At 36.1% G+C, this 25,228-nt stretch carries 21 protein-coding genes and 1 tRNA gene; 19 read left to right on the forward strand and 3 right to left on the reverse strand.

Annotated features, from left to right (window positions below; genetic code table 11):
• Nucleotide 1 precedes the first annotated feature (1 nt).
• The 14 genes from ACHRV5_RS12555 (at nt 2) to ACHRV5_RS12620 (ending at nt 15,933) form a co-directional block, all read left to right on the forward strand.
• Nucleotides 2-349, forward strand: coding sequence for an FtsL-like putative cell division protein (locus ACHRV5_RS12555; RefSeq protein ID WP_047778380.1), 348 nt, complete (start codon nt 2-4; stop codon nt 347-349).
• Nucleotides 340-2,346: a penicillin-binding protein gene (locus tag ACHRV5_RS12560; RefSeq protein ID WP_047778381.1), complete on the forward strand. Its 2,007-nt coding sequence runs from the start codon at nt 340-342 to the stop codon at nt 2,344-2,346. The genes ACHRV5_RS12555 and ACHRV5_RS12560 overlap by 10 nt, the downstream gene beginning before the upstream one ends.
• On the forward strand, nt 2,343-3,806 hold the full coding sequence (locus ACHRV5_RS12565) for a UDP-N-acetylmuramoyl-L-alanyl-D-glutamate--2,6-diaminopimelate ligase (protein WP_395426986.1): 1,464 nt from the start codon (nt 2,343-2,345) through the stop codon (nt 3,804-3,806). The genes ACHRV5_RS12560 and ACHRV5_RS12565 overlap by 4 nt, the downstream gene beginning before the upstream one ends.
• Nucleotides 3,807-3,880: 74 nt before the next feature.
• A complete protein-coding gene (mraY, locus tag ACHRV5_RS12570) occupies nt 3,881-5,110 on the forward strand; it encodes a phospho-N-acetylmuramoyl-pentapeptide-transferase (protein ID WP_395426987.1) in 1,230 nt (409 codons plus the stop codon).
• A 54-nt stretch (nt 5,111-5,164) separates the two neighbouring features.
• Nucleotides 5,165-5,515: a four helix bundle protein gene (locus ACHRV5_RS12575; protein ID WP_047778384.1), complete on the forward strand. Its 351-nt coding sequence runs from the start codon at nt 5,165-5,167 to the stop codon at nt 5,513-5,515.
• A gap of 71 nt (nt 5,516-5,586) precedes the next feature.
• Nucleotides 5,587-6,918: a UDP-N-acetylmuramoyl-L-alanine--D-glutamate ligase gene (gene murD / locus ACHRV5_RS12580; RefSeq protein ID WP_047778385.1), complete on the forward strand. Its 1,332-nt coding sequence runs from the start codon at nt 5,587-5,589 to the stop codon at nt 6,916-6,918.
• Between the two features lie 89 nt (nt 6,919-7,007).
• Nucleotides 7,008-8,327, forward strand: coding sequence for an FtsW/RodA/SpoVE family cell cycle protein (locus ACHRV5_RS12585; protein WP_395426988.1), 1,320 nt, complete (start codon nt 7,008-7,010; stop codon nt 8,325-8,327).
• A gap of 46 nt (nt 8,328-8,373) precedes the next feature.
• A complete protein-coding gene (murG, locus tag ACHRV5_RS12590) occupies nt 8,374-9,462 on the forward strand; it encodes an undecaprenyldiphospho-muramoylpentapeptide beta-N-acetylglucosaminyltransferase (protein ID WP_395426990.1) in 1,089 nt (362 codons plus the stop codon).
• Nucleotides 9,463-9,510: 48 nt separating this feature from the next.
• Nucleotides 9,511-10,860, forward strand: coding sequence for a UDP-N-acetylmuramate--L-alanine ligase (murC, locus tag ACHRV5_RS12595; protein WP_395426991.1), 1,350 nt, complete (start codon nt 9,511-9,513; stop codon nt 10,858-10,860).
• Nucleotides 10,847-11,569: a cell division protein FtsQ/DivIB gene (locus tag ACHRV5_RS12600; RefSeq protein WP_395426992.1), complete on the forward strand. Its 723-nt coding sequence runs from the start codon at nt 10,847-10,849 to the stop codon at nt 11,567-11,569. The genes murC and ACHRV5_RS12600 overlap by 14 nt, the downstream gene beginning before the upstream one ends.
• Before the next feature lie 6 nt (nt 11,570-11,575).
• Nucleotides 11,576-13,009: a cell division protein FtsA gene (gene ftsA, locus ACHRV5_RS12605; RefSeq protein WP_230004616.1), complete on the forward strand. Its 1,434-nt coding sequence runs from the start codon at nt 11,576-11,578 to the stop codon at nt 13,007-13,009.
• Nucleotides 13,010-13,087: 78 nt separating this feature from the next.
• A complete protein-coding gene (gene ftsZ, locus ACHRV5_RS12610; RefSeq protein WP_047778392.1) occupies nt 13,088-15,070 on the forward strand; it encodes a cell division protein FtsZ in 1,983 nt (660 codons plus the stop codon).
• A gap of 272 nt (nt 15,071-15,342) precedes the next feature.
• Entirely contained in the window at nt 15,343-15,792 is a 450-nt protein-coding gene (locus ACHRV5_RS12615; protein ID WP_047778393.1) for a GatB/YqeY domain-containing protein, read from the forward strand.
• Nucleotides 15,793-15,859: 67 nt separating this feature from the next.
• Nucleotides 15,860-15,933, forward strand: a tRNA-Arg gene (locus ACHRV5_RS12620).
• A 91-nt stretch (nt 15,934-16,024) separates the two neighbouring features.
• Here ACHRV5_RS12620 and ACHRV5_RS12625 read toward each other — a convergent pair.
• Nucleotides 16,025-17,659, reverse strand: coding sequence for a DUF2272 domain-containing protein (locus ACHRV5_RS12625; protein WP_395426993.1), 1,635 nt, complete (start codon nt 17,657-17,659; stop codon nt 16,025-16,027).
• Between the two features lie 571 nt (nt 17,660-18,230).
• Between ACHRV5_RS12625 and ACHRV5_RS12630 the strand changes: the two genes are divergently transcribed.
• The 4 genes from ACHRV5_RS12630 (at nt 18,231) to ACHRV5_RS12645 (ending at nt 22,327) form a co-directional block, all read left to right on the forward strand.
• Nucleotides 18,231-19,508: a hypothetical protein gene (locus ACHRV5_RS12630; protein ID WP_395426994.1), complete on the forward strand. Its 1,278-nt coding sequence runs from the start codon at nt 18,231-18,233 to the stop codon at nt 19,506-19,508.
• Between the two features lie 12 nt (nt 19,509-19,520).
• A complete protein-coding gene (locus ACHRV5_RS12635; protein ID WP_395426995.1) occupies nt 19,521-19,961 on the forward strand; it encodes a hypothetical protein in 441 nt (146 codons plus the stop codon).
• Nucleotides 19,962-20,150: 189 nt separating this feature from the next.
• Nucleotides 20,151-21,059, forward strand: a complete 909-nt coding sequence (locus ACHRV5_RS12640; RefSeq protein ID WP_395426996.1) for a LytR/AlgR family response regulator transcription factor — start codon at nt 20,151-20,153, stop codon at nt 21,057-21,059.
• Between the two features lie 125 nt (nt 21,060-21,184).
• Nucleotides 21,185-22,327, forward strand: coding sequence for an acyltransferase (locus tag ACHRV5_RS12645; protein WP_395426997.1), 1,143 nt, complete (start codon nt 21,185-21,187; stop codon nt 22,325-22,327).
• Between the two features lie 126 nt (nt 22,328-22,453).
• Here ACHRV5_RS12645 and ACHRV5_RS12650 read toward each other — a convergent pair whose 3' ends face one another.
• Nucleotides 22,454-22,918: a DUF962 domain-containing protein gene (locus ACHRV5_RS12650; protein ID WP_395426998.1), complete on the reverse strand. Its 465-nt coding sequence runs from the start codon at nt 22,916-22,918 to the stop codon at nt 22,454-22,456.
• Between the two features lie 217 nt (nt 22,919-23,135).
• Between ACHRV5_RS12650 and ACHRV5_RS12655 the strand changes: the two genes are divergently transcribed.
• The gene (locus ACHRV5_RS12655; protein WP_230004627.1) at nt 23,136-23,681 is read left to right on the forward strand and encodes a DUF4494 domain-containing protein; all 546 of its coding nucleotides are present in this window, start codon (nt 23,136-23,138) and stop codon (nt 23,679-23,681) included.
• A gap of 235 nt (nt 23,682-23,916) precedes the next feature.
• Here the strand turns inward: ACHRV5_RS12655 and ACHRV5_RS12660 are convergent, their stop codons facing one another.
• A complete protein-coding gene (locus tag ACHRV5_RS12660; protein WP_047778399.1) occupies nt 23,917-25,170 on the reverse strand; it encodes a TMEM143 family protein in 1,254 nt (417 codons plus the stop codon).
• Nucleotides 25,171-25,228 lie beyond the last annotated feature (58 nt).

Raw genomic sequence — 25,228 nt, forward strand, 5'->3', positions numbered from 1 at the left:
GATGAAAGGTGGAGTGTTTAGCATATTAAAAGCAAGGTTTCTTTTAAATGATGATGCAGTAAAAAACTGGAGATTCATCGTTTTTATTATACTGCTTGCCATAATAATGATTGCGAATACGCAGCGATACGAACAAAAGGTTTTTGAGATTGCGAAGCTCAGTAACGATGCAAAAGAATTGCGATCCGAATTTGTAGATCGACGTTCAGAATTAATGAAGTTGAAAATGGAGTCAACGATATCGGATAAAATGCTCGAGAAGCAAATTTTCCCATCAACCGTTCCTCCTGTGAAAATAGAAGTCGAAAAAGAAGAAGAAAAAAGTTTCCTTAAAAGAATATGGCAGTAGACGATAAACATATATCCTACAGAATTTACCTCGTAGCAGTTTTCATCTTTTTGATGGCGATTGCTATTGTCGTTAAATTAACCAATATTCAATGGGTTGAGGGAGATTATTACAGAAAGTTAGCAAAGCAGCGTACCGTTAGGAATTTTGTAATTCCGGCCAATAAAGGAAATATTTACTCGGCAGACGGAAGTTTGCTGGCGACCTCAGTTCCTAATTACGAGATTAGATTTGATGCAAAAACACCAAAGACAGAAACTTTTGAAAAGTATGTAAAAGCATTATCAGATTCATTAGTAACCGTTTTAGGGAAATCCGGCAGCTATTTTGAAAAAGAATTAAGAAAAGCGAGAACCAATAAAAATCGTTATTATTTGGTTGCACGCAATTTGAGTTATACCGAATATGTAAAAATAAAAGGTTTTCCATTATTCAATTTAGGAGCCTTCAAAGGAGGGATTATTATTGAGCAGGAAACTGTGAGAAAACATCCAATCGGGAAAATTGCAGAAAGAACAATTGGTTACGACCGAATTGATCCCGCAACTGGAATAGAAGTTGGAAAAGGAATTGAGTGGGCTTTTAAAAGTTACCTGAACGGAAAAGACGGTAAGATTTTAAAACAAAAAATTGCCAAAGGACAATGGAAACCTATTCGTGATGTCAACGAAGTAGATCCTCAGGACGGTTTTGATGTAATCTCGACAATTGATGTTTTTATTCAGGATATCGCGCACCATGCTTTGTTGAAACAGTTAGAGACTTATGAAGCAGATCACGGTTGTGTTGTGGTTATGGAAACAGAAACGGGACATGTAAAAGCAATTTCCAATTTAGGAAGAGGAGAAGACGGATCGTATTATGAAACGACCAATTATGCTATAGCAGAGTCTCATGAGCCGGGTTCTACTTTTAAACTGGTCGATTTAATGGCGATTTTAGAAGACAAAGTAGCCGATACAAGTACGGTTTACGATACTCATGGCGGAGAAATAAGATATTACGGTCGTGCCGTTCGTGATTCTCATAGAGGAGGTTACGGGAAAATTTCGCTGGCCAGAGGATTTGAAGTTTCATCCAACACGGTAATGGTTCAGGCAGTTTATGACAATTACAAAAACAATCCGTCGAAATTTGTGGATCATATCAAAAATTTCGGATTGCATAAAACATTAGGATTGCATTTTAAAGGAGAGGGAAGAGCAATTATTCCGCATCCCGGAGACAAAAACTGGTCAGGAGTTTCACTTCCGTGGATGGCTTTTGGATATAGTGTTTCGGTTACGCCTATGCAAACTTTGACATTTTACAATTCAGTAGCGAATAATGGTGTAATGGTAAAACCACAGTTTGTTTCAGAAATTAAAGAATGGAACAAAACGATCAAAAAATTTGATGTTGAAGTTATAAATCCAAAAGTGTGCTCTGAGGAAACGGTTAAGAAGCTAAAAGCAGTAATGCTTAATGTGGTAAAAAGGGGAACAGGAGCTAAGTTGTACTCCAAAGATTTTTCGATGGCTGGTAAAACAGGAACGGTTCAGGTCAATTATGGTAAAGCAGGAAAAGAAGGAATGTATTATGCTTCTTCTTTTGTGGGTTATTTTCCGGCTGATCACCCTAAATATTCTTGTATAGTGGTCGTTCATAAACCCAATACAGCAAAAAATAATTATTACGGAGCAGATGTAGCAGGGCCGGTTTTTAAACGAATCGCCCAAAAAATATTTACAGATGCCCCTTCAACAAATAAAATCAAAAAACTGGATTCCAGAATTCCAAAACAGGATAACAGTTATAATGAGTATTATGCAAAAGCAGAGAAGAAAGTAAAACAGATTCCTGATTTAAAAGGAATGCCGGGAATGGATGCCATTGCCTTGTTAGAAAACCTGGGTTTGAAAGTAAAGGTTAATGGAGTAGGGAAAGTGAAAAAACAGTCTTTGCAGGCTGGACAAAATATTAGTAAAAACGAAACAATAGTATTAGAATTATCGTGAAAATACTGAAAGACATATTATATAAAGTAGCGATCGAGTCCGTAACAGGTTCGACCGAAATTGCTATACACAAAATTGAGTTTGATTCCAGAAAAATAGAACAAAACGATGTTTTTGTAGCGATTCGCGGATCATTGTCTAATGGACATGACTTTATTGAAAAAGCGATTGAATTAGGTGCTGTTGTAATTATTTGTGACGAATTACCGGAGCATCTTCAAAAAGGAATTACCTATATAAAAGTAGCTGACACTAATACTGCGTTGGCTTTTATGGCGGCTAATTATTTCGGAAATCCTTCTGAGAAGTTAAAATTAGTAGGGGTAACCGGTACAAACGGAAAAACAACGATCGCTTCCCTATTGTTTCAATTGTTTGAAAAAGCAGGTTTTAAAGTAGGTCTATTGTCAACTGTAAAAATTATGGTTGATCAAACAGAATATAAAGCAACACATACCACTCCGGATTCTATTACCATTAATCATTATTTGAATGAAATGGCAGAAGCAGGAGTGACACATTGTTTTATGGAGGTGAGTTCACATGGAATTCATCAAAAACGAACAGAGGCATTGCATTTTGTGGGAGGGATTTTCACCAATTTGTCACACGATCATTTAGATTATCATCCGACTTTCGCAGAATACAGAGATGTGAAGAAATCATTTTTTGATTCGTTGCCAAAATCAGCTTTCGCGTTGTCTAATATCGATGATAAAAACGGAGCTGTAATGTTGCAAAATACAGTGGCGAGAAAGTTGACTTATGCCTTGAAGTCCTATGCTGATTTTAAAGCACAGATTTTAGAAAGTCAATTGTCCGGTTTGCTGTTAAAAGTAAACGACAATGAAGTTTGGGTAAAACTAATCGGAACTTTTAATGCCTACAATGTTTTAGCGATTTACGGAACGGCTGTTGAATTGGGTATGGATAGCCTTGAGGCGTTGCGTTTACTATCTGATTTAGAAAGTGTTTCGGGTCGTTTTCAGTACATCGTTTCTGATACGAATATTACGGCAGTGGTAGATTACGCACATACGCCGGATGCCTTAGAAAATGTTTTAAAAACGATTGACGATATCCGTACTAAAAACGAACAGCTGATAACGGTTGTGGGTTGTGGCGGAAACAGAGATAAAACAAAGAGACCTATTATGGCTAAAATTGCTGCAGATCTTAGTGACAAAGCAATTTTAACATCAGATAATCCAAGAAATGAAGATCCGGAAGTGATTTTGGATGAAATGGAACAAGGAGTAGACGGTCATAATTATAAAAAAATACTAAGGATTACAGATCGTAAGCAAGCTATTAAAACCGCTTGTCAATTGGCACAGCCAAACGATATTATTCTGATTGCAGGAAAAGGGCATGAAACCTATCAGGAGATAAATGGGGTACGTCATCATTTTGACGATATGGAAACTGTAAAAGAAATTTTAGGTCAACTAAACAAATAATAATCAGTTTCAGAATTCGAAAAGACCATTATTGGAATTTGGAATTTTAAAAATTGAATTTTAAAATAAAAGATATGTTATACTATTTATTTGAATATTTAGACAAAACGTTAGACATTCCGGGAACGGGAGTTTTTCAGTACATCACTTTCAGATCGGCTTTGGCATTGATGCTTTCATTGCTTTTGTCGACGATTTACGGAAAAAGAATTATTAACTTTTTACGCAATCAGCAAGTGGGAGAAACCGTTCGTGAGTTAGGTCTTGCAGGTCAGAATGAAAAAGCGGGAACTCCGACAATGGGGGGACTGATTATCATTTTTGCAACACTTGTTCCGGTTTTGTTATTTGCACGTTTGCATAATATTTACATCGTATTGCTTATTGTAACAACTCTTTGGATGGGTACAATTGGTTTTGTGGATGATTATATTAAAATATTCAAAAAAGACAAACAAGGTCTTAAAGGAATTTTTAAAGTTATTGGTCAGGTAGGTTTAGGAGTTATTGTAGGAGCGGTTTTGTATTTCAATCCTGCCGTAACAGTGCGCACGGATACCGGAAGAAGTGATATTTACAAGACTGCAGGTACAACCGTAGTTTTACCAACACCGGTAGAAGAAAAATCAACGGCAACCACCATTCCTTTCGTTAAAAACAATGAGTTTGATTATGCAGAACTTTTGGCGTGGACAGGGGAAGGATATGAAAAATGGGCTTGGTTGATTTTTATTCCGGTAGTTATTTTTATTATCACAGCCGTTTCCAATGGTGCGAATCTGACGGATGGAATAGACGGGCTCGCTGCGGGAACATCAGCGATTTCGGTGCTCGCGCTCGGAATATTTACGTTTGTTTCGGGAAATATAATTTTTTCAAATTATCTCAATATAATGTATATCCCTAATTCGGGGGAAATGACGGTTTTTATTTCTGCTTTTGTAGGAGCGTTAATCGGATTTCTTTGGTACAATTCGTACCCCGCCTCTGTTTTTATGGGAGATACAGGAAGTTTAACGATTGGTGGAATCATTGCTGTTTTGGCCATTGCAGTTCGTAAAGAATTATTGATTCCGTTATTGTGTGGTATCTTTTTGGTAGAGAATTTCTCAGTGGTTTTACAAGTGAGTTATTTTAAGTTTACCAAAAAGCGTTTCGGTGAAGGTCGCAGGATTTTCCTGATGTCGCCTTTGCACCATCACTATCAGAAGAAAGGATATCATGAAAGTAAAATTGTAACCCGATTCTGGATTGTTGCCATCATGTTAGCCATATTATCAATCGTTACTTTAAAACTAAGATAGATTTTAAATTAAAAATTGAGAATTAAAAATTAAAAATTGATGTAGTTGTTGAGGATGAAAGAAAATGTTATTCAGGATAAATCATTTCTTTTTGCAGTACGAATTATCAACTTGTACAAGCATCTGACTGCAGTAAAAAAGGAATTTGTTTTAAGTAAACAAATTTTAAGATGTGGCACTTCGATTGGAGCAAATGTTGAAGAATCAATTGGAGGACGTTCAGATAAAGAGTTTCTGTTTAAGCTTGAAATTTCATATAAAGAAGCAAGAGAAACAATTTATTGGTTAAAATTATTAAAAGCAACAGATTATATCTCTGTAAATGAATTTGAGAGTATTTATGCTGAAGCGGATGAAATTTGTAGAATACTGGCAAAAATTATAATAACCTTAAAAGGAAAATAGTAAATCGATTAAAAGTTGAGATTTTAGAAGATTTTTTAATTTTTAATTTACAATTTTTAATTGTACAGCGTATGAGACTAGTAGTTTTAGGTGGAGGAGAAAGTGGTGTAGGTACCGCTATTCTGGGTAAGAAAAAAGGATATGAGGTTTTTGTATCTGATTTCGGAAAGATTAAGGAAAGTTACAAAGAAGTTCTTGTCATTAACGGAATTGCCTGGGAAGAGGAGAAACATACCGAAAACCTGATTTTGAATGCCGACGTGGTCATGAAAAGCCCCGGAATTCCAGAGAAATCACCGATAGTAAAAAAGCTTATCGAAGCAGGAGTTAAAGTGATTTCGGAAATCGAGTTTGCAAAACCTTTTACAGAAGCCTTAACAATTGGGATCACCGGAAGTAACGGAAAGACAACCACAACAATGTTAACCCATCACCTGTTAAAATCAGCAGGTTTAAATGTTGGTTTAGGCGGTAACATCGGAAAAAGCTTTGCCTGGCAGGTAGCCGAAAATAAGTTTGATGCCTATGTGCTCGAATTAAGTAGTTTTCAGCTGGATGGAATTATAGATTACAGGCCCGATATAGCCATAATTACAAATATTAGTCCCGATCATTTAGACCGCTACGAATATAAGTATGAAAATTATATCAATTCGAAGTTTCGAATAACAATGAACCAGACTGAAAGTGATTATCTCATTTACGATGCAGACGACGAGGCAATTGCAGAATGGTTAAAGAACAATACAACAAAAGCAAAATTAATTCCTTTTTCATTGACTAAAAAAGTGGACGAAGGAGCTTCTATAAACAACAACAAAATGGAAATAAAGATTAACCAAGAAGAGTTTACAATGGAGACCGAACACATTGCGTTAGAAGGAAAACATAACATGAAAAACGCAATGGCAGCAAGCTCTGTAGCGAAATTGATGCAAATCAGAAATGCAACGATTCGCGAAAGTTTATCTAATTTTCAAGGTGTTGAACACCGTTTAGAAAAAGTATTAAAAATTCAAAACGTTCAATATATCAACGATTCAAAAGCAACAAATGTAAATGCTACTTTTTTTGCTTTAGACAGTATGAATATCCCAACAGTGTGGATTGTTGGTGGAGTTGATAAAGGAAACGATTACAACGAATTGATGTCGTTGGTTCGTGAGAAAGTAAAAGCAATTATCTGTTTAGGTATTGACAATAGAAAAATCATAGAAGCGTTTGGTAATGTGGTTGATATCATGGTAGAAGTAAACAACATGAACGATGCCGTAAAAACAGCCCAACGTCTAACCGAAAAAGGAGATGCTGTTTTATTATCTCCGGCTTGTGCGAGTTTCGATTTATTCGAAAGCTATGAAGACAGAGGGAAGCAGTTTAAGCAAGCCGTCCATAACCTGTAAAAGTTTCAGGTTTCAGGTTTCACGTTTCAAGTTCTGAAACGTGAAACGTGAAACCTGAAACAAAAAAAACGTTAAACAAAATTTTGATTATGAAAGAACTAGTTAACAAATTAAAAGGAGACAGAGTAATATGGTCATTCGTGGCTTTATTGGCGCTGTTTTCGTTTATGCCTGTTTTTAGTGCAAGTAGTAATCTGGCGTATATTGGTCATGGAACCGGAAATACGTTGGGGTATTTGGTAAAACACTTGGCGCACATTTGCATCGGATTCTTGATTATCTATTGGGTGCACAGAGTACCATATCATTATTTCAGAGCGATTTCTAAGATAGCGCTTCCGGTAGTTTGGATTTTATTGCTTTATACCTTGTTGAAAGGAACGGTTATTGCCGGTGCCAATGCGAGTCGTTGGATTCAGGTGCCGTTTATCGGAATTACGTTTCAGACATCAACATTAGCCTCTATCGTATTGTTTATATATGTAGCGCGTTATTTGTCTAAAACCAAGGACGAAGGAGAGCCTTTTCAGGTTTCATTTGTGCAATTATGGATTCCGGTTTTTATTACGTTAGCCTTGATTTTACCAGCCAACTTTTCGACGACAGCGTTGATTTTTTCAATGGTAATTATGTTGACTTTCATTGGTAAATATCCAATTAAATATATTGCCTTTATTATAGGTTCTGGGATTGCGATGTTATTGTTTTTTCTTTTGATAGCAAAAGCATTTCCGGATTCCAGATTCTTTAGCAGGGTAGGTACATGGGGAAGTCGTATTGAAAACTTTACGACAGACAAACCAGATGAAGATGACTATCAGATTGAGAAAGCTAAAATCGCAATTGCATCCGGAAGATTAGGGGGTTTAGGCCCCGGTAAAAGTGTTCAGAAAAACTTTTTGCCACAATCTTCTTCCGATTTTATTTATGCAATTGTTGTAGAAGAATACGGTTTGGTGGGCGGAGTTTCCATATTGGTTTTGTACTTGTTGCTGTTGTTCCGATTTGTGATTGCCTCACATAAAGCGACTACCCTATTTGGGAAATTAGTCGTCGTCGGACTCGGTTTTCCGATGATATTTCAGGCGATGATTAATATGGCGGTGGCAGTTGAATTATTGCCAGTAACAGGACAAACACTTCCGTTGATTAGTAGTGGAGGTAGTTCGATCTGGATGACGTGTTTCTCTCTTGGAATTATTATCAGTGTAACGAAGAAAGAGGAAGAAATTGCGGAAGTTCAGGAAGAAAAAGAAAGAAGAAAAGTAGCCTTGCAAAGGTTGATAGATAAACAATTGGCAGAGGAAAATTTGGCAAATGAGGAAAGTGAAGAAATGTATCGCGAAGAGCCAATGTATTCGATAGAAGACAATTCTAAAAATCCAATGAATGCAGTATTAAACAGATAAAATAATTAAAAGAATAGTTTTTAAAACGTTGTAACTTTTAAAAAATATGACAAAGTATAAATTCATACTAAGTGGTGGTGGGACTGGAGGACATATTTATCCTGCAATTGCGATTGCAAACGAGTTAAAGTTACAATTTCCTGATGCTGAATTTCTTTTTGTTGGAGCTAAAGACAAAATGGAAATGCAAAAAGTGCCTCAGGCAGGTTACAAAATAAAAGGACTTTGGATTGCCGGATTACAACGAAAGTTAACATTACAAAATATGATGTTTCCTTTAAAATTGGCAACAAGTTTGCTAGAGTCAAGAAAGATAATTAAAAAGTTCAAACCAAATGTTGTAATAGGTACCGGAGGTTTCGCCAGTGGACCTTTATTACAGGCGGCGGGTTCGGCTGGGATTCCAACCGTGATTCAGGAGCAGAATTCATTTCCCGGGATTACCAATAAGTTATTGAGTAAAAAAGCGAGTGCAATTTGTGTGGCCTATGGAAATTTGGAACGCTTTTTTCCTAAAGAAAAAATTGTGCTGACCGGAAATCCGGTTCGTCAGGATTTAATTGATATTCATAGTAAGAGAGACGAAGCGATTGCTTTCTATGGTTTAGATCCGAACAAAAAGACACTGTTGGTTTTAGGTGGAAGTCTGGGAGCCAGAAGAGTCAATCAGTTAATTGAAAAAGAATTAGAAAGTATGCTTTCGCAGGACGTTCAGATCATCTGGCAATGTGGGAAATTATACTTTGAAGACTATAAAAAGTACAATCAGCCTAATGTAAAAGTGGTTGATTTTATTGAAAGAATGGATTTTGTCTATGCTGCGGCCGATGTGATTATTTCAAGAGCAGGAGCATCATCAGTTTCGGAATTGTGTATTGTCGGGAAACCGGTAATTTTTATTCCGTCACCCAATGTAGCAGAAGATCATCAGACTAAAAATGCGCAGGCAATAGTAGAGGCTAAAGGTGCTATTTTGTTGAAAGAATCAGAATTAGACAGTCAGTTTAGTATTGTTTTTGAAGCTTTATTGAAAGACGAAGGAAAACAAAAACAATTGAGTGTAAATATAAAACGATTGGCAATGCCAAAAGCAACGCAGCATATTGTGGCAGAAATCGTAAAGTTAATCAAATAATAAAATCGAGCTGAAGGCATATAGCCTAAAGCTTAAAGCAGAATTAAAATGAATTTAAATCAAATACAAAACGTTTATTTTATTGGTATTGGAGGCATCGGAATGAGTGCCCTGGCCCGCTATTTCAAATACATCGGGAAACAGGTTTCAGGTTACGATAAAACGCCATCAATGCTAACGAATGAGTTGATTGAAAGTGGTATTGACATTCATTTTGAGGATAATATCAATTTGATTCCGAGTGATTATTATGTAGAGAATACGTTGGTGATTTTTACACCGGCGGTACCAAAATCACACGCAGAATGGAATTATTTTACAGAAAGACAGTATGTGATTAAAAAACGTGCTGAAGTTTTAGGGATTATCACCAAAGATACTTTTTGTTTTGCTGTTGCAGGAACGCACGGAAAAACAACAACATCAAGTATTTTAGGGCATATTTTATACGAAAGCGGTGCTGATGTTACGGCTTTTGTAGGCGGAATTGTAGAAAACTACAACTCGAATTTAATTGGAAACGGAAAAACGGTAACGGTAGTAGAAGCGGATGAATTTGACAGATCGTTTTTGCATTTGCACCCGGATATCGCTTGTGTGACTTCAATGGATGCGGATCACCTGGATATTTACGGGACAAGTGAGGCTATCGAAGCTTCTTTTGTAGAATTTGCTTCTAAAGTGGAAAATAAAAATAATCTCTTTATAACCAAAGAATTACCTCTTGAGGGCGTTCAATGTGCTATAAATGAAGAGGCGGTATATAAGGCGTTTAATGTTCGTATAGAAAATGCCAGTTATGTTTTTGATGTGCAAACACCAACTGAAACAATGAAAGACCTGCGTTTTGGATTGCCGGGAAAACACAATTTAATGAATGGATTGATGGCTATTGCAATGGCTAAAACCTTTGGCACCCCGACCGACTCCATTGCAAGAGCCATTGGCTCATTCAACGGAATCAGAAGGCGTTTTTCATATCAGATCAAAACAGACGAACTGGTTTATATAGACGATTATGCACATCATCCGACGGAGATAAATGCAGTGCATCAGGCCGTTAGTGAGTTATATCCCGGTCGTAAAGTACTGGCGATTTTTCAGCCCCATTTATTCAGCAGAACCAAAGATTTTGCGGATGGATTTGCCGAAAGTTTGTCGGCTTTTGATGAAGTGTTATTGATGGATATTTACCCGGCCAGAGAGCTTCCTATGGAGGGAGTTACATCAGAATGGTTGTTGGGTAAAATGACGAATTCGAACAAAAGAATTGTTGCAAAAAATGATTTATTAGCGTCAATCAAAGCCAGTGATGCGCCAATAATTGTAACAATAGGAGCTGGAGATATTGGTGAAATGGTTCCATCAATCAAAAAAATGCTAAATGAAACTATTTAATTGGATAAATATTCGGTTAATTCTCATTTTTGGGCTGGTACTTTTTTTGTATTCGTTCGCTCAGCATCGGAATGGGAATAGAAATTTAAAAAAATCTACGGTTGTTTTTGTAGGAGAAAATACGCTTTTTGTGAAGCCTGAGACGGTTAATAAATTGTTGATAGAAAATAAAAAAGATGCTTCCAGTATCCGAAAAGATGAACTAGATTTGAATAAGATTGAGAAAACCCTTGATGCGCAAGACATGATTGAGAAGTCAGATGTTTTTGTAAGTATCGACGGGGTTCTAAAAGCGACCGTAAAACAGAAGACCCCGATTGCCCGTATTTACGATGGTGATAGGTCTTTTTATATTGACTATGAGGGGAATAAAATGCCCTTGTCTGACAATTTTACGGCGCGAGTTCCGCTTGTTTCCGGGGCAATAAATGAAAAAAATAACGAAGATTTAGCTACCCTATTTCGCACAATTTATGACGATGCGTTTTTGAAAAAAAACATCATTGCAATACAAATTATGCCTAATGGTAGCTTAAAAATGTTTAATAGAAATTATAATTACTTCATCGATTTTGGCAGAACGATGAATGTTGATAAAAAATTCAGAAACTATAAAGCCTTTTTTCAAAAAGCAGTTTTAGATAGTTCGTTATACAAATACACAAAGATTGACCTTAGGTTTACGGAACAAGTAGTTTGCACAAAATAATAGAAAATGGAAAAAGATAACATTGCAGTAGGTCTAGATATTGGAACGACAAAGATAGTTGCCATGATAGGCAAGAAGAACGAGTATGGTAAACTGGAAATTTTGGGGATTGGAAAATCCAAAAGTCTGGGGGTTGCGAGAGGTGTAGTAAACAACATTACGCAAACCATTCAGTCTATTCAGCAAGCGATAGTCGAAGCAGAGAATAATTCAGGTTATAAAATTAAAGATGTCGTTGTGGGTATTGCCGGACAACACATCAGAAGTATTCAACATACAGATTACATCAGCCGTAACAATCCGGAAGAAGTAATTGGCGAAAATGATATTCAACTTTTGATCGATCAGGTTAACAAATTGGCCATGTTACCGGGAGAAGAAATCATTCATGTTTTGCCACAAGAATTTAAAATTGACGGACAGTCCGAAATCAAAGAGCCAATCGGAATGTATGGTGGAAGATTAGAATCCAGTTTTCACGTAGTGGTGGGACAGGCATCTTCAATCAGAAATGTAGGCAGATGTATTCAGAGTTCAGGAATAGAATTATCAGGATTGACTTTAGAACCATTAGCTTCTGCAGATGCCGTTTTAAGTCAGGAAGAAAAAGAAGCAGGTGTAGCCCTTATTGATATTGGTGGCGGAACAACAGATTTAGCGATTTTTAAAGACGGAATTATTCGTCATACCGCTGTAATTCCTTTTGGAGGAAATGTAATTACAGAAGACATCAAAGAAGGTTGTTCTATTATCGAAAAACAAGCAGAGCTTTTAAAAATAAAATTCGGATCAGCCTGGCCGGGAGAAAATAAAGACAATGAAATTGTTTCTATTCCGGGTTTAAGAGGCAGAGAGCCAAAAGAGATTTCGCTTAAAAACTTATCTAAAATCATCCATGCCCGTGTGGTGGAAATTGTAGAACAGGTTTTCGCAGAAATCAAAGCATACGGACACGAAGATCCTCGCAAGAAGTTAATCGCAGGAATTGTTCTTACAGGTGGTGGAGCTCAACTAAAACACATCAAGCAATTAGTAGAGTACATTACCGGAATGGATACCAGAATCGGATATCCTAATGAACATTTGGCAGGAAATTCAGGAGAAGAAATTTCAAGTCCATTGTTTGCAACTGCGGTAGGTTTGGTAATGAACAGCATCGAAAATAGTACACAAAGTGCTGTTAGAATGGAGTTTGTTAACGAGCAGCCAAAAGTAGTTTACAGAAATGTTGTTCCTCAGGCACAACAACAAATGCAACAGCAGGTACAACAACGATACGAAGTAGAAGAAAATTACGTTGAAAGAGCAGAGACTTTTGATGAGCCAAGAGAGATCAGGAACAACGTAAGTAAAGAAGAGTCTACGGAGACAAAAATAAGAAGATCATTTTTTGACCGATATGTCGATAAAATCAAAGATTTTTTAGACAACGCAGAGTAGTAAAAAGAAGAGGAATTACTTTTTGCCCCAAGTCAAGAAGTAAAAAATGTATTTAATAAGAATTTCAAAACCAAAAAGATGATGAGCAACTCAGAATTTGGAAGTATTTCATTTGATTTACCAAAAAATCAGTCAAATGTAATCAAAGTAATAGGTGTAGGTGGAGGCGGAAGTAATGCTATAAACCACATGTTTAAGCAAGGTATTAAAGGGGTAGATTTTATCGTTTGTAATACAGACTCACAAGCACTTCAAAATAGTGCTGTACCAACTAAAATCCAGTTAGGGGTAAATTTAACAGAAGGTCTTGGGGCAGGAGCAAATCCTGACGTGGGGCAACAGTCTGCCATTGAAAGTATTTCTGACATTGAAAAAGTGTTAGAACGTGGTACTAAAATGGTATTTATCACTGCCGGTATGGGTGGAGGAACGGGCACAGGAGCTGCTCCGGTAATTGCACAATTAGCAAAAGAAAGAGAAATCCTGACTGTTGGTATCGTAACGATTCCTTTTCAATTTGAAGGAAAAGTGCGCCAGGAGCAAGCGCTTTTAGGAATCGAAAAATTGCGTAAGCAGGTCGATTCGTTAATTGTAATTAATAATAATAAGTTAAGAGAAGTGTACGGAAATCTTGGTTTCAAAGCCGGATTCTCTAAAGCGGATGAAGTTTTGGCAACAGCCTCAAGAGGTATTGCTGAAGTAATTACGCACCACTATACTCAAAATATCGATTTACGTGATGCTAAAACTGTTTTGTCAAACAGTGGAACAGCTATCATGGGGTCTTCTGTTGCCGAAGGGGAAAACAGAGCAAAAGATGCCATTATTTCAGCATTGGATTCTCCGTTGTTGAACGACAACAAAATTACAGGTGCCAAAAACGTATTGTTGCTTATCGTTTCTGGATCAGATGAGATTACACTTGATGAGATTGGAGAAATCAATGATCACATCCAGGCAGAAGCAGGATTTAACGCCAATATTATCATGGGAGTTGGTGAAGACGAAACTCTTGGTGAGGCTATTGCTGTTACGATCATTGCGACTGGTTTTGATGTGGAACAACAAAATGAAATTGTAAATACAGAACCTAAAAAAATCATTCATACGTTAGAAGATGAGCAAAGAAGTGTTCATAATTTAACGAATAAACCACTTACTTCTTTTGATGTAAATGCAGAAACAGTTACAGCTAAAATAGAAGAGAAAATTGTTTTTGATCTGATGGAAGATACGGTTGCTCCCGTATTGCCTACACCGGTTGCAGTGGCTCCGGTAGCTCCGGCAATCAATCAGGAAGAATTGGTGGTAATGTCAGAGTTTATCAAAAATCTGGATGTAACTTTCGAAATCGTTTCGCCAATTACAGACATCGATTTTACGATTTCTGTTCCCGAAGTTCAAGCTTTTCAGGAAATAAAACCGGTTCAGCAAAGAGTTATTGAGAAAGAAGAACAAACTACTTTTTCATTCGACTTGCCTCTTTTCAGAGCAGAGCCGGAAGTGAGAAAAGAAGCGGTTGTGGAAGATAATAAGATTTTGTTTGAATTAACAAACGAAGCCCGTAATATGAAAGTTACCGAGCCGGTGCAATTTGTTCCGGTAACCGAACTTTCAGATAACGGAATTATCAAATATTCTCTAGAAGAATACATGGAGATGGAAAACGATTTGACAGCTTCTAAAGCAGTTCAAAAAGTAGTAGAAGATGTAGTTCCTGAAGAGTTGAATATCACGCTGAAACCAAGAGTTGATTTTGCTCAGGAGCAAGCTTTCACAACAACAGACTCCGTTTCTCCGATGGAATTAACAATCGAAGAGACTTTGCGTCTGAGAGCCGAAGAAAGAAGAAAGAAACTAAAAGAATTTAATTATAAATTCCATAATAATGTTTCTAGAATTGATGAACTTGAAAAAGAGCCTGCTTATAAAAGATTAGGTATCGATCTTTCAAATACACAATCAAATACAACCAATTCGAGGATTTCTGTTGGTACAGATAGTAATAATGATTTGCAGTTGCGTTCGAATAATTCATTCTTGCACGACAACGTAGATTAATTTTATATTCACAATAAATAGGATAACCCGAAAATTGGATTTAATTTTCGGGTTATTTTTTTTATCTTCGCACAGAATTTAGAAATTTGACTTTTAAAAGTAGTTTATAAAATGAATATCATCATCCTGAGCAAAGTCAAAGGTTGATTATAATGTAGAGGGCTTCGACTTCGCTCAGCCAGACACAAGCTACACAAGTATACAAGTCATGAACAGATTTTTAAGTATAATATCAATTTAATAAGCATTGCTTATTCAAATAAAAAAATAAGATGAGTTTACAAGTACAAATCATGGACGAGATCAAAACCGCCATGAGAGCAAAAGATACCGTAGCATTAGAAGCATTAAGAGCCATTAAATCTGAAATGTTATTGGCTGCAACTGCATCAGGTTCTAAAGAAGAATTAACAGCTGACGATGAAGTAAAATTACTTCAGAGATTAGTTAAAACTCGTAAAGAAAGTGCAAGAATTTTTACAGAACAAAACCGTCCTGATTTGGCTGAGCCTGAATTAGCACAAGTAGCTGTAATCGAAAAATTCTTGCCGGCACAATTAAGCGAAGAAGAAGTGGAAGCTGTAGTAGCTAAAATTATCGCTGAAACCGGAGCTTCAGGAATTGCATCTATGGGGAAAGTTATGGGATTAGCTTCTGCACAATTAGGCGGAACTGCTGAAGGAAAAACAATCTCGGCAATCGTTAAAAAATTACTCGTGTAATTTTAAATTCCAATTTTTGAAATTCCAAATTCCAACTTGGAATTTCAAAAATTGATTTTTTTTTTTTGACCACGTAGTTCAACTGGATAGAATATCAGATTTCGGCTCTGAGGGTTGGGGGTTCGAACCCCTCCGTGGTCACATTTTTACTTTATGTTAATTTAAACGCCTTATTTTTAAGGCGTTTTTTTGTTTTACTCAATAATAATCTTTTTTCGATTGTAATATTATACTACAGACTTTCTATACCGTTAGTATCAATGTACTGTTGAACTTTTAAAAATAGCCCATCACATTCTTTTATAATTTCGGCGCGTTTGTCTCTTACGGTGCTCCAGTGTGTGCTAGTTTTTCTAAGTGCTAAAGCTGTAAATTCAACTGTAAAGGCGGGACATTTTTTTGAAAGTTCCTGAAAAATTACTCCCTCACCAACTCCTGAATTGATACTGTCTAATGGATCACATTGGGCACCTTTTGCAAAAAACGGCAAAAAACCATTTGCTGAATTCGCTTTATAATAATCATATATTGTTCTTAACATCGGATCTCCAATACTATAGATTGCATTGTAGCTGGTCTGAAACAATCCGGCTTCAGCTTCGTTTGCTCCGGGATTAATAATAGTTTTATTTTTTCTTCTCTCAGCTCCCTCGCAATGATTTCCAGAACTTTCGAGCATACCCATGCCCATCATTAATACAAAAAGATGACGTAAGGTGTCAACTCCATCTCGATTGTTGGCCATGCCATCGTTATTAAAAATGGAATTGTAAAGGCTTAAGGAATCCTTTTCGTTACCTGCTATTGGCTTTTTTGCCATTTCTATTGCAATTTGATCTCCTTTTTTAAGTTTACAGTAAACTCTTCCATACGTTAATGCCATACCTAGGTAATACCCAATTGGAGCTATTCCTTGATCTTCGTGTTCCCAATAGTGATTCCCGATTTTTGAATTTTTAACAATGTTGGCAATATCATCATTTACGGAACCAGTGGGTGTTGTTTCAAATGGAACCAAATACTGTTTAGAGGTCCAGCCAATTATGTCTCCAAATTGTATTTTTGCCCATTCTTGATCAGGTGAGGTTTCAATATAGTTTACGGTGTCGTCTTTAGACAGTTCTCCTATTTTATTATCAGTTAATTTGTCAGGAGTTTTTCGTATTCTTACTCCGTCACCTGTCACCAGATATTTTTTTGCAGTTACAACTGAAACCGTTTCTACACCGCTGGGATCATCAATTTTATTTTTTAGAATAGTAAACCAGTGTTTAGAAGTATCTGTTAAAGTTCCATCATCGGCTAGCTGAACATGTTTCACACTTACAGAGTTTTCTACATTGCCACCGATTACTTTTAATACATTTCCGGTTTTATCTACTACAACATCACAATGTGAAGGGTAGTCATCTTCTGTACTGTCATAAGTAATATGCCCAACAGATTCTTCTCTTACATAACAAATGAGATCTCCAGTCTGTGGTTTGTAATCGGTAAGTCGGTAACCCCAAAAACCATACGATGCATCATTATGTTGTTTGGCTTGTATGGCTTTCCGTATATAAGCGGAGTGTTGATTGTTGTAGAGAAAATGGCTTCCGGCTCCAACCATTTTCATGATGTAAGAAATAAAGGCTGCTGACCATGCCTGGTCGACATTTCTACCATCAAGATTTTCATTAACGCCTTTTTTCCAGTAGGTGCCGACTCTTTGGTAATATCCATTTTCCGTTTCAAGATGACCGGTTTTTTTAAAAACGGGTTTCGGTTCACCTTGAGAGTTCTTTTCGTATTTAAGGATTTCCTGCATTCCGAAGAATTCCCATTCTTCTTTTGCAATGCTGATAAGTTTTTCTTTAAAAGACATACTGTTCTAATTTAGAAGTTATTAAAAAAATTGCAGCTAACTAGTTGATGGAGGTATATTCTCTTAAATGGCCGAAGTAGTTTGTAGTTATCTGAAATTGTGTAGTGTAAAGCAAGTTACGAAATTGTCGACCTGCTTACAAGGAGTGTTTATACCTGTTCTTTAAAAGAATATTATTGCAATAGTTTTGCAACTTCTTTTGTCTGATTAGTGTAACTGTAACTGGTTTGTTTTGCAGTAGAAAGAGGATCTTTTGCTTAAAACCGCTGGTGAATTTACGTTTCAGTGATTTTAAAAATAAAAAACTTCTTACAATTGGTTTGAATGTATAAAATGTATACTTTCGTTTTTTTTTAAGAAAAAACTGTAATACGCTATCCTGTTTATTTTAAAAAATTGTACTTAGTACTGCAGGGTTTCAAAATCAGGTGATTAGGATAAAACAATTAAAAGATTTTATGAATAATCGTAGCGGTAACAGTTTAAGTAATTTATTAACTTAATTAACCACGGGACTAACTAAATCCAATTCTACCCAGCAAAATGCGAAATGAAATGGTAAAACAAAGGAATGAGAAGTAACAAATTAGAAAAATTTAAAACGGTGAAAAGAATTATTCTTTTTACTTTGGCACTAGCACTAACAAATTGTCAACAGGAAGAAAATGCAGTAGAACAATCGCAAAGTTCAATTCAGACAGTAAGTATCAATGAAGCTAAAGCCTTTTTATTAACATCACAGAATAATCCTGTGGGTAAACTGTCAAGAAATCAAATTGCAGGTCTTGACTTAGAGAAAATTACTCAAGAAAAATTGAGTAATACTGATCAATTGCTAACCGTCATTCCTTTTAAACGAACTAATGCAGAACGTTTTGACAGAATACTTCTTCTGAAAGTTAACAATGTAATTAAGAGCGTTGTCTATAAAATACATTCTGACGGTTCACAGATTACAACTCCTTTTTCTGGTAAAGCACTGATATACGATTTAGAGGGAAATTTCATAACTGGTTTTGGCGTGAAGAATGGCATATCACTTGTAAAGTACATAAAGAAAAATTCAAATAGCACCACAAACAAGGCTACTAGTGATGAGGATGGTGGAACATTGTCAGAAGTAATCGTTTTTAACAGATATAAAAAGAATCATTATTTCGAAATAGCTGATTTCGGTTGGGGAGATAATCTCAGTGGGGGAAATGGAGGTGGAGAGGTTACTTGGGAGCAAGATCCAGGAGCAGGAGATAGTGGTGCTATTGAGTTAGCAAATGTAGTTATCATTGGCCCTGCAAAAGTAATCACTAATATAAAAGAATATTTAAAATGTTTTGATCTAAGTAAAGGTGCAGAGTTAGTGATCTATGTCGATCAACCAATAGCAAATAGTCCAGATGCATATACTATGGGAGGAGATGTGGGACACACTTTTGTAGCTATCCAGCAAGGAAATATTAGACGTGTAGTAGGTTATTGGCCAGCTACATCTGTAGATCCCATAACGTCGCCTACTGACACAAAAGCCTTTGGTAATGATGAAAACCACTATTTTGACGTAAGTATATCTACTGGTATTAATGCGAGTCAGTTAGCAAATATTATAAACTATGCTACTAATACCGCACCAAGTACTTATAATTTAAATTCATATAATTGTACTGATTTCGGTATTGCAGTTGGTAAATTAGGTGGATTAAATCTAAATGATTCATATGGAACATGGCCGGGTGGCGGTGGTAGTAATCCTGGGCAATTAGGACAAAATATACGAAGTATGTCCACCCCTGCAAATGGTACTAAACAAACTGCTGGGGCAAATTCAGCAAGTAATAAAGGAACTTGTAATTAAAGAGAAATAAATATGAAAAAAATAGTAGCACTAGCATTGGTTTTGTTTTTTTGTGGAGGATATTTTTATTACTACATGAAGAGTGATAAAAAGATACTTAAAGATTTTGCAAATCAAATAGTAGACAAATCAACTTCTATCGATAGTATTATAGAAAATTCAGTAAAATATACCGAAAAAGGAAAACAAACCAGTCTCCTTGTTTTGAATACAATAAGACAAGGATATAAAAAAGAAGGGGAGCAAATAATCGTTTATTCTGCAGAAGAATATGAAAACAAGAAGTATAACAACGAGATAAAACTTAAGGATAAGGAGAGGTTGTATTATATAAAATTTAACGAAGAAACAATATTACCTTTTATTGTTAACGACGAATCTAAAATTATTGTTCTGTTAGTTTTGACTAAAGGTGAGGGAGGCATACTGTCGGAATCCAGATCTGATGGCTAATATTACAAAAGACGAAGGATAATGAATAAGGGTAAATATTCTAAAATGGCAGAATCGAGATATCTATATTGAATAGCCATTTGATCAATCATCCTGACAGTTTGGAATAAAAAAGCAGCATTTCAATATTTTTGAATGCTGCTTTTTTATTTCATATATTCGCTAAGCAGTCAAAAGTACTATACAGTTATGCGATTCTACATCAACAATGAACATTTGCAACAACAGATTGAGTATCCGTCTAGGTATGAGACAGCGAATTTGTTTAAGAGTACTATTGTTGTTTTTAGTACCCTATTGCTGTTTCTTTTGTTGTTTACCCCTTTTGGAGTGTATGAGCCGGAGCACAAAATGAACTATTTTTTTATCTGTGCCTTGCATGCCTTTTCACCTGCGCTGCTTTTTTATTTGTACTTCTCCACTTTGAATTATTTTAGAAGAAAAAAACAGCTGTTACCTAATTGGAGTTTGCTTAGGGAATATCTGCACATGAGTTTTTTTTTAATTTTGGCGGGTATAACGAGTTTTTTAATGCGTGATTTGATTTACAACAATGCCTATAATTGGTCGCTACGCTATTTATGGGAAGAAATTCGAAATTGTTTTGTCGCGGGAATCTTCTTTTATTTTTTTCTCAGAGTCGTTAGTTTCTATTTTCAGACCAAGCAAGGTTCACCATTCGTACTTCAATTTCAGCCACTCAAAAGTGAAGAAGGTGAAAAAGTTGTTTCCTCTCCGCTTTTTATTACGACACAGGTAAAACAGGATGATTTTAGTTTAAATATAGACGATTTATTGTTTGTAAAAGCTGATGGGAATTATATCGAATTAACAAAATCGGCCAGCAACAAAATCGAAACAGAATTGAAAAGAATTTCCCTTAGCCAATTCGAAACGCAAATTTCAGCTTATCCACATTTCTTTAGATGCCATAGAACGTATTTAATAAACATGTTCAAGGTTGAAAAAGTTACCGGAAATTCGCAGGGATATCTATTATCATTTATAGGTACCGAAGAAAAAATCCCCGTTTCCAGAAAACAGTTAGACAATTTTAATAACTGTTATCAACAGCTCAGAAAGCCAAATATAGCTTAAGGTTGTTGTTCGTCACAAAAGCTTGTTGTTCATAACATGGCATGCATAGAAGCCTTTATCTTGTTGTACGTTTGCCTTAGTCAACCGATTGCCGGTTGTGTAAAGTAATTTTAGAACAAGTCATCATGTCATTAGAAATCCCGAAATCCGGTCAGTCAGATCAATTAGTATATATTGACAATATTAAAACCATATTGACGATATTAGTTATTCTTCATCATACCGTTATTGCCTACGGAGGGCCGGGTGGCTGGTATTGGGTGCAGAAAACAAGCAGTTTTGGAGCACTCATCCCAATGACAATGTTTGTGAGTATAAATCAGTCCTTTTTCATGGGCTTTTTCTTTTTGCTGGCGGCGTATTTTACCGGTTCGTCTTATTCTAAAAAAGGAGCCTTCCATTTTATCATGGATCGGTTGATTAGGTTGGGTATTCCGTTGTTGTTTTATTCCTTTGTACTTTCTCCATTATTAAGTTATTTGGTTTATTATTTTGCAAAAGGACAACATATAACCATTTTTCAATATCTGTCAGGATACGACAGTTGGATTGATTTTGGAGTAATGTGGTTCGTTGCTGCATTGCTATTATTTAGTTTGATTTATGTATTTCTGCAAAGCATCTTTAAAATCGATTTTAAGAAATCAGTACCGGTACCGGGAGCATTTCAAATTGTAGTATTTGCAGTTGCATTGGGAATAATCAGTTTTATCGTGAGAATTGCATTTCCGGTCGGATGGGCGCTGGAGCCTGTTGGTTTTCAATTGGGGCATTTTACGCAATATATTGCTTTGTTTAGCGTGGGAATTATTGCAGCCAGAAACAATTGGTTTGCGCAACTTTCGGACTTGACTCAAAAGCGACTGATGAAATCAATTGTGTTAAGTTTGCTGTTTTTCCCTGTATTTTTTCTTATCCGCGCAAAAGTAAACATGCCCATATCTTGGTACTCAGGCGGATTTCATTGGCAGTCGTTGTTATATGCCATTTGGGAGCAATGGATCGGAATCTCTATATTGACGGTACTTTTGATCAAAGGAAGAACAAAATGGAACAGCGGATCGGTAGTGCTACGTAAATTGACACGTCTTAATTTTGTTGTATACATTTTTCACCCGCTCGTAATTGTAGGTTTGACGCTGGCTATAAGAAATTGGGAGGTTGATCCTGCCTTAAAATTACTTTTAGTAGCTCCAATAGTTCTTGGAGCAAGTTATGGCCTCGGAGGACTTATTTTACGAATCCCCGGTGTGAAGAAGGTACTTTGATTGTCGTTTTTAGAACTGTCTCGGTTTTTAGGCGCAGTTTTCAGTCACAGTTTTCAGTTGACATTTTTACAGTTATACTTCCCGGTTTCAGCCTGCGACTGAAAACTGCGACTGCGACTAAAAAAACTATTTCTTAGAAAACAAATTCTCCACCACCCACGCAGGGCCAATCATTAAAAACTGAAGATCCTTGAGAAAAGAAGGCTTTTTACCTTCGATATTGTGTCCGTAGAATTGTCCGATCCAGGCGATTGCAAACACACCGATGGAGAACAACCATAGCGGTAAAACTTGTCCGATATAATAATTTACGATTAGACAAAGCGCTGAGAGAACAGCAATTTTAAACGCCATTGCAACCGATAGCCGAATATAGAAGAGCAGTACAAAAATCAATACGACAACCGCCCAATTTTCTACAATAGGAGCATTGAGTTGTAGGGTACTGGCAATAAAACCGCTTGGAATACTCATTAATAAACCCACAATCGAAAAGTAGATTGCCGGAACACAGACGTAATGAATCGCTTTGTTTTTTGGATTCTGATGACTTACGGCATATTCTTCAAACCATTGCTCTAATGTTCTCATACTTTTGAATTTAGGTATATAACAAATCTATTAAATAATATTTGTTTTTTTATAATTTAAAATAGGAATAATGAGTTCTAAGTGTCTCAAAAATAATAATCTGCAAAACGTAAAAAAGTAATTCGAAGACCATTGGAAATTGTGAATATCTATTTTTTAAATTGTCGATTTTTATGCCCTTTAAAATCTATCTTTGGCATCCTTAAAAACAGAAGAAATGAGCGCAATTTGGTACGAATGCAAAGTAAAATACAGAAAAACCGATGAGACCGGAGGACAAAAAGTTACTTCAGAACCTTATTTGGTAGATGCGGTATCTTATACAGAAGCAGAAAGCAGAATCAATGAAGAAATGGCTGCTTACGTTAGTGAAGAATTTAAAATCACGAATATAAAGGTGGCAAATTTTGCCGAGATACACCCATTTGAAAACGCCGATCGTTGGTTTAAATCAAAAGTTACTCTAATGGCTTATGATGAAGAAAGTGGTAAAGAGAGAAAGACTAACATGTATCTTTTGGTGCAGGCCAATGATGTAAAAGAGGCTTACGATAATACCATTACGGTAATGAAAAACACTATGGGAGATTATACGATTCCTGCGATTTCAGAATCTCCGATTATGGACGTTTTCCCGTACTTCAGTGGTGAAGAAGGAGAATTAGCACAATTGGAAAGATTCAATACCTTAAAAGCTTCAAAACCTGCCTTGGTTGCCGTTGGTGACATGGGAGAGACGGTAGATGATCTTATGGAGGTTTAAAATTAAGAACTTTCAAAATTATACAATTAAAAAGAGAACAATTTTGTTCTCTTTTTTTGTTTCAAGTCTTTGTGTGTAATTATTTTTAACACATAGAGACATAGCTTTCGAAACTCAAAAACAGGTATTTCACTTATTTAAAAAACAGAAAGTCTGCATATATGTATAAAAAGAATTTTCTTTTTATAGTCTTTAAAAAAAATAGAATCTATGTGTCTATGTGTTTAAAAAAAAATTAGGTGCAATTCAATCCTGAGGTTGTTTCCTGATTATATTCAAAAACACTATCCCATAATTTGTCGATTTTTACAAGTGCATTATCGAGTCCGATAACTTCCCATTTGCCGTTGGTTTCTATACCAAGACCAATATTTTGTAATTTTTCTAAAGCATCTTTTACATCAAAATCCAGGTCAGTGTGGAGTTCTGTCAGAAACCAGGATTCAATTTGAGCATCGAGTTCATCTTCGGTAAGCGGAGTAGGGCTTCTGTATAAAAAAGCATAGGCCAATATCGTTTCCTTAAGCACTTCTTCTTCCGAAGAGTTTAAGAGTGAGTAAAAAGCACCGCTGTTGTTTCCGAGATTCTTAAAGTAAAGACTGTCGGATAACATTTTTCCGTATTTGATTTTTTTATTGATAAAGTTGCTGTACTGACGGAACAAGTAAGCACACAATATTCCCAGTGCAATTAATCCCTGATTTAAGGAAGCTTTACTGTTTAGCAAATCAATTGTTTCGCCCGATTGATACGCAGCGTACATGCCAATCAATGCCGGAATTACCGTTGTACTCAGTAAAGAAATACCACCTCCGATTCCCGGTACCCAAAAGAATAATTTATCCCGGGTTGACATTCTCGGAATGGCGTTTGGAAATATCGTTTCGAGATCGTTTTTAGGAACACGCTTAAAGATTTTTAACCCGATAGAACCCGGGTCAACAGGCATTTTTCCTAGCTTGACTTTTTTCTCTTTCAGATAATCGGCTTCGTTGTAATTCAGATAAACCATCACACGATCGTAGTATTCTACTTCTATTTCCTTTTTCCAGAAAACAAATTTAGATACTTTTTCTGTCGCTTTATGATGGCCGCGAACGTACAATTCGTAGTCTTTAAAAGCATTAAAATCGATAGAAAGATTCAAGCCAATTAAGTCAGATTCTTTAAAGGCCCTGTCTAAAGTTTCCTGATCTATACGAGTGTAATTGCCGTGGGCTAAAACCTTATGAAGCGTTTCTTTAAAAATCAAAAAATCACTTTTACCAACAAAAGCTTCACGCTCTTTCGGACTCAAATCGGGGTCGAATAAAGCGTAGTTCTGTTTTAGATTGCGGTTTAGGTTAAAGGCTTCGTAATGATAGTAATGTTCAACAATGTCAAACAATTTTTTAAAAGCATCACTTTTTTGTGGGTCTTCAGCAAAAACACTTATTTGTTGCTCGAGTAAGAATTCCTTGTTGAAAGGAATATAATGTTCTCGTGTCATATTCGATTTGGAACTTTAATTTTTGGTGGGGCTTCTTTTTTTGAGTGGCAAAGAGGCA

Origin of the sequence: Flavobacterium sp. FlaQc-52, assembly GCF_044007495.1 — a bacterium.
GTDB lineage: Bacteria > Bacteroidota > Bacteroidia > Flavobacteriales > Flavobacteriaceae > Flavobacterium > Flavobacterium cupriresistens.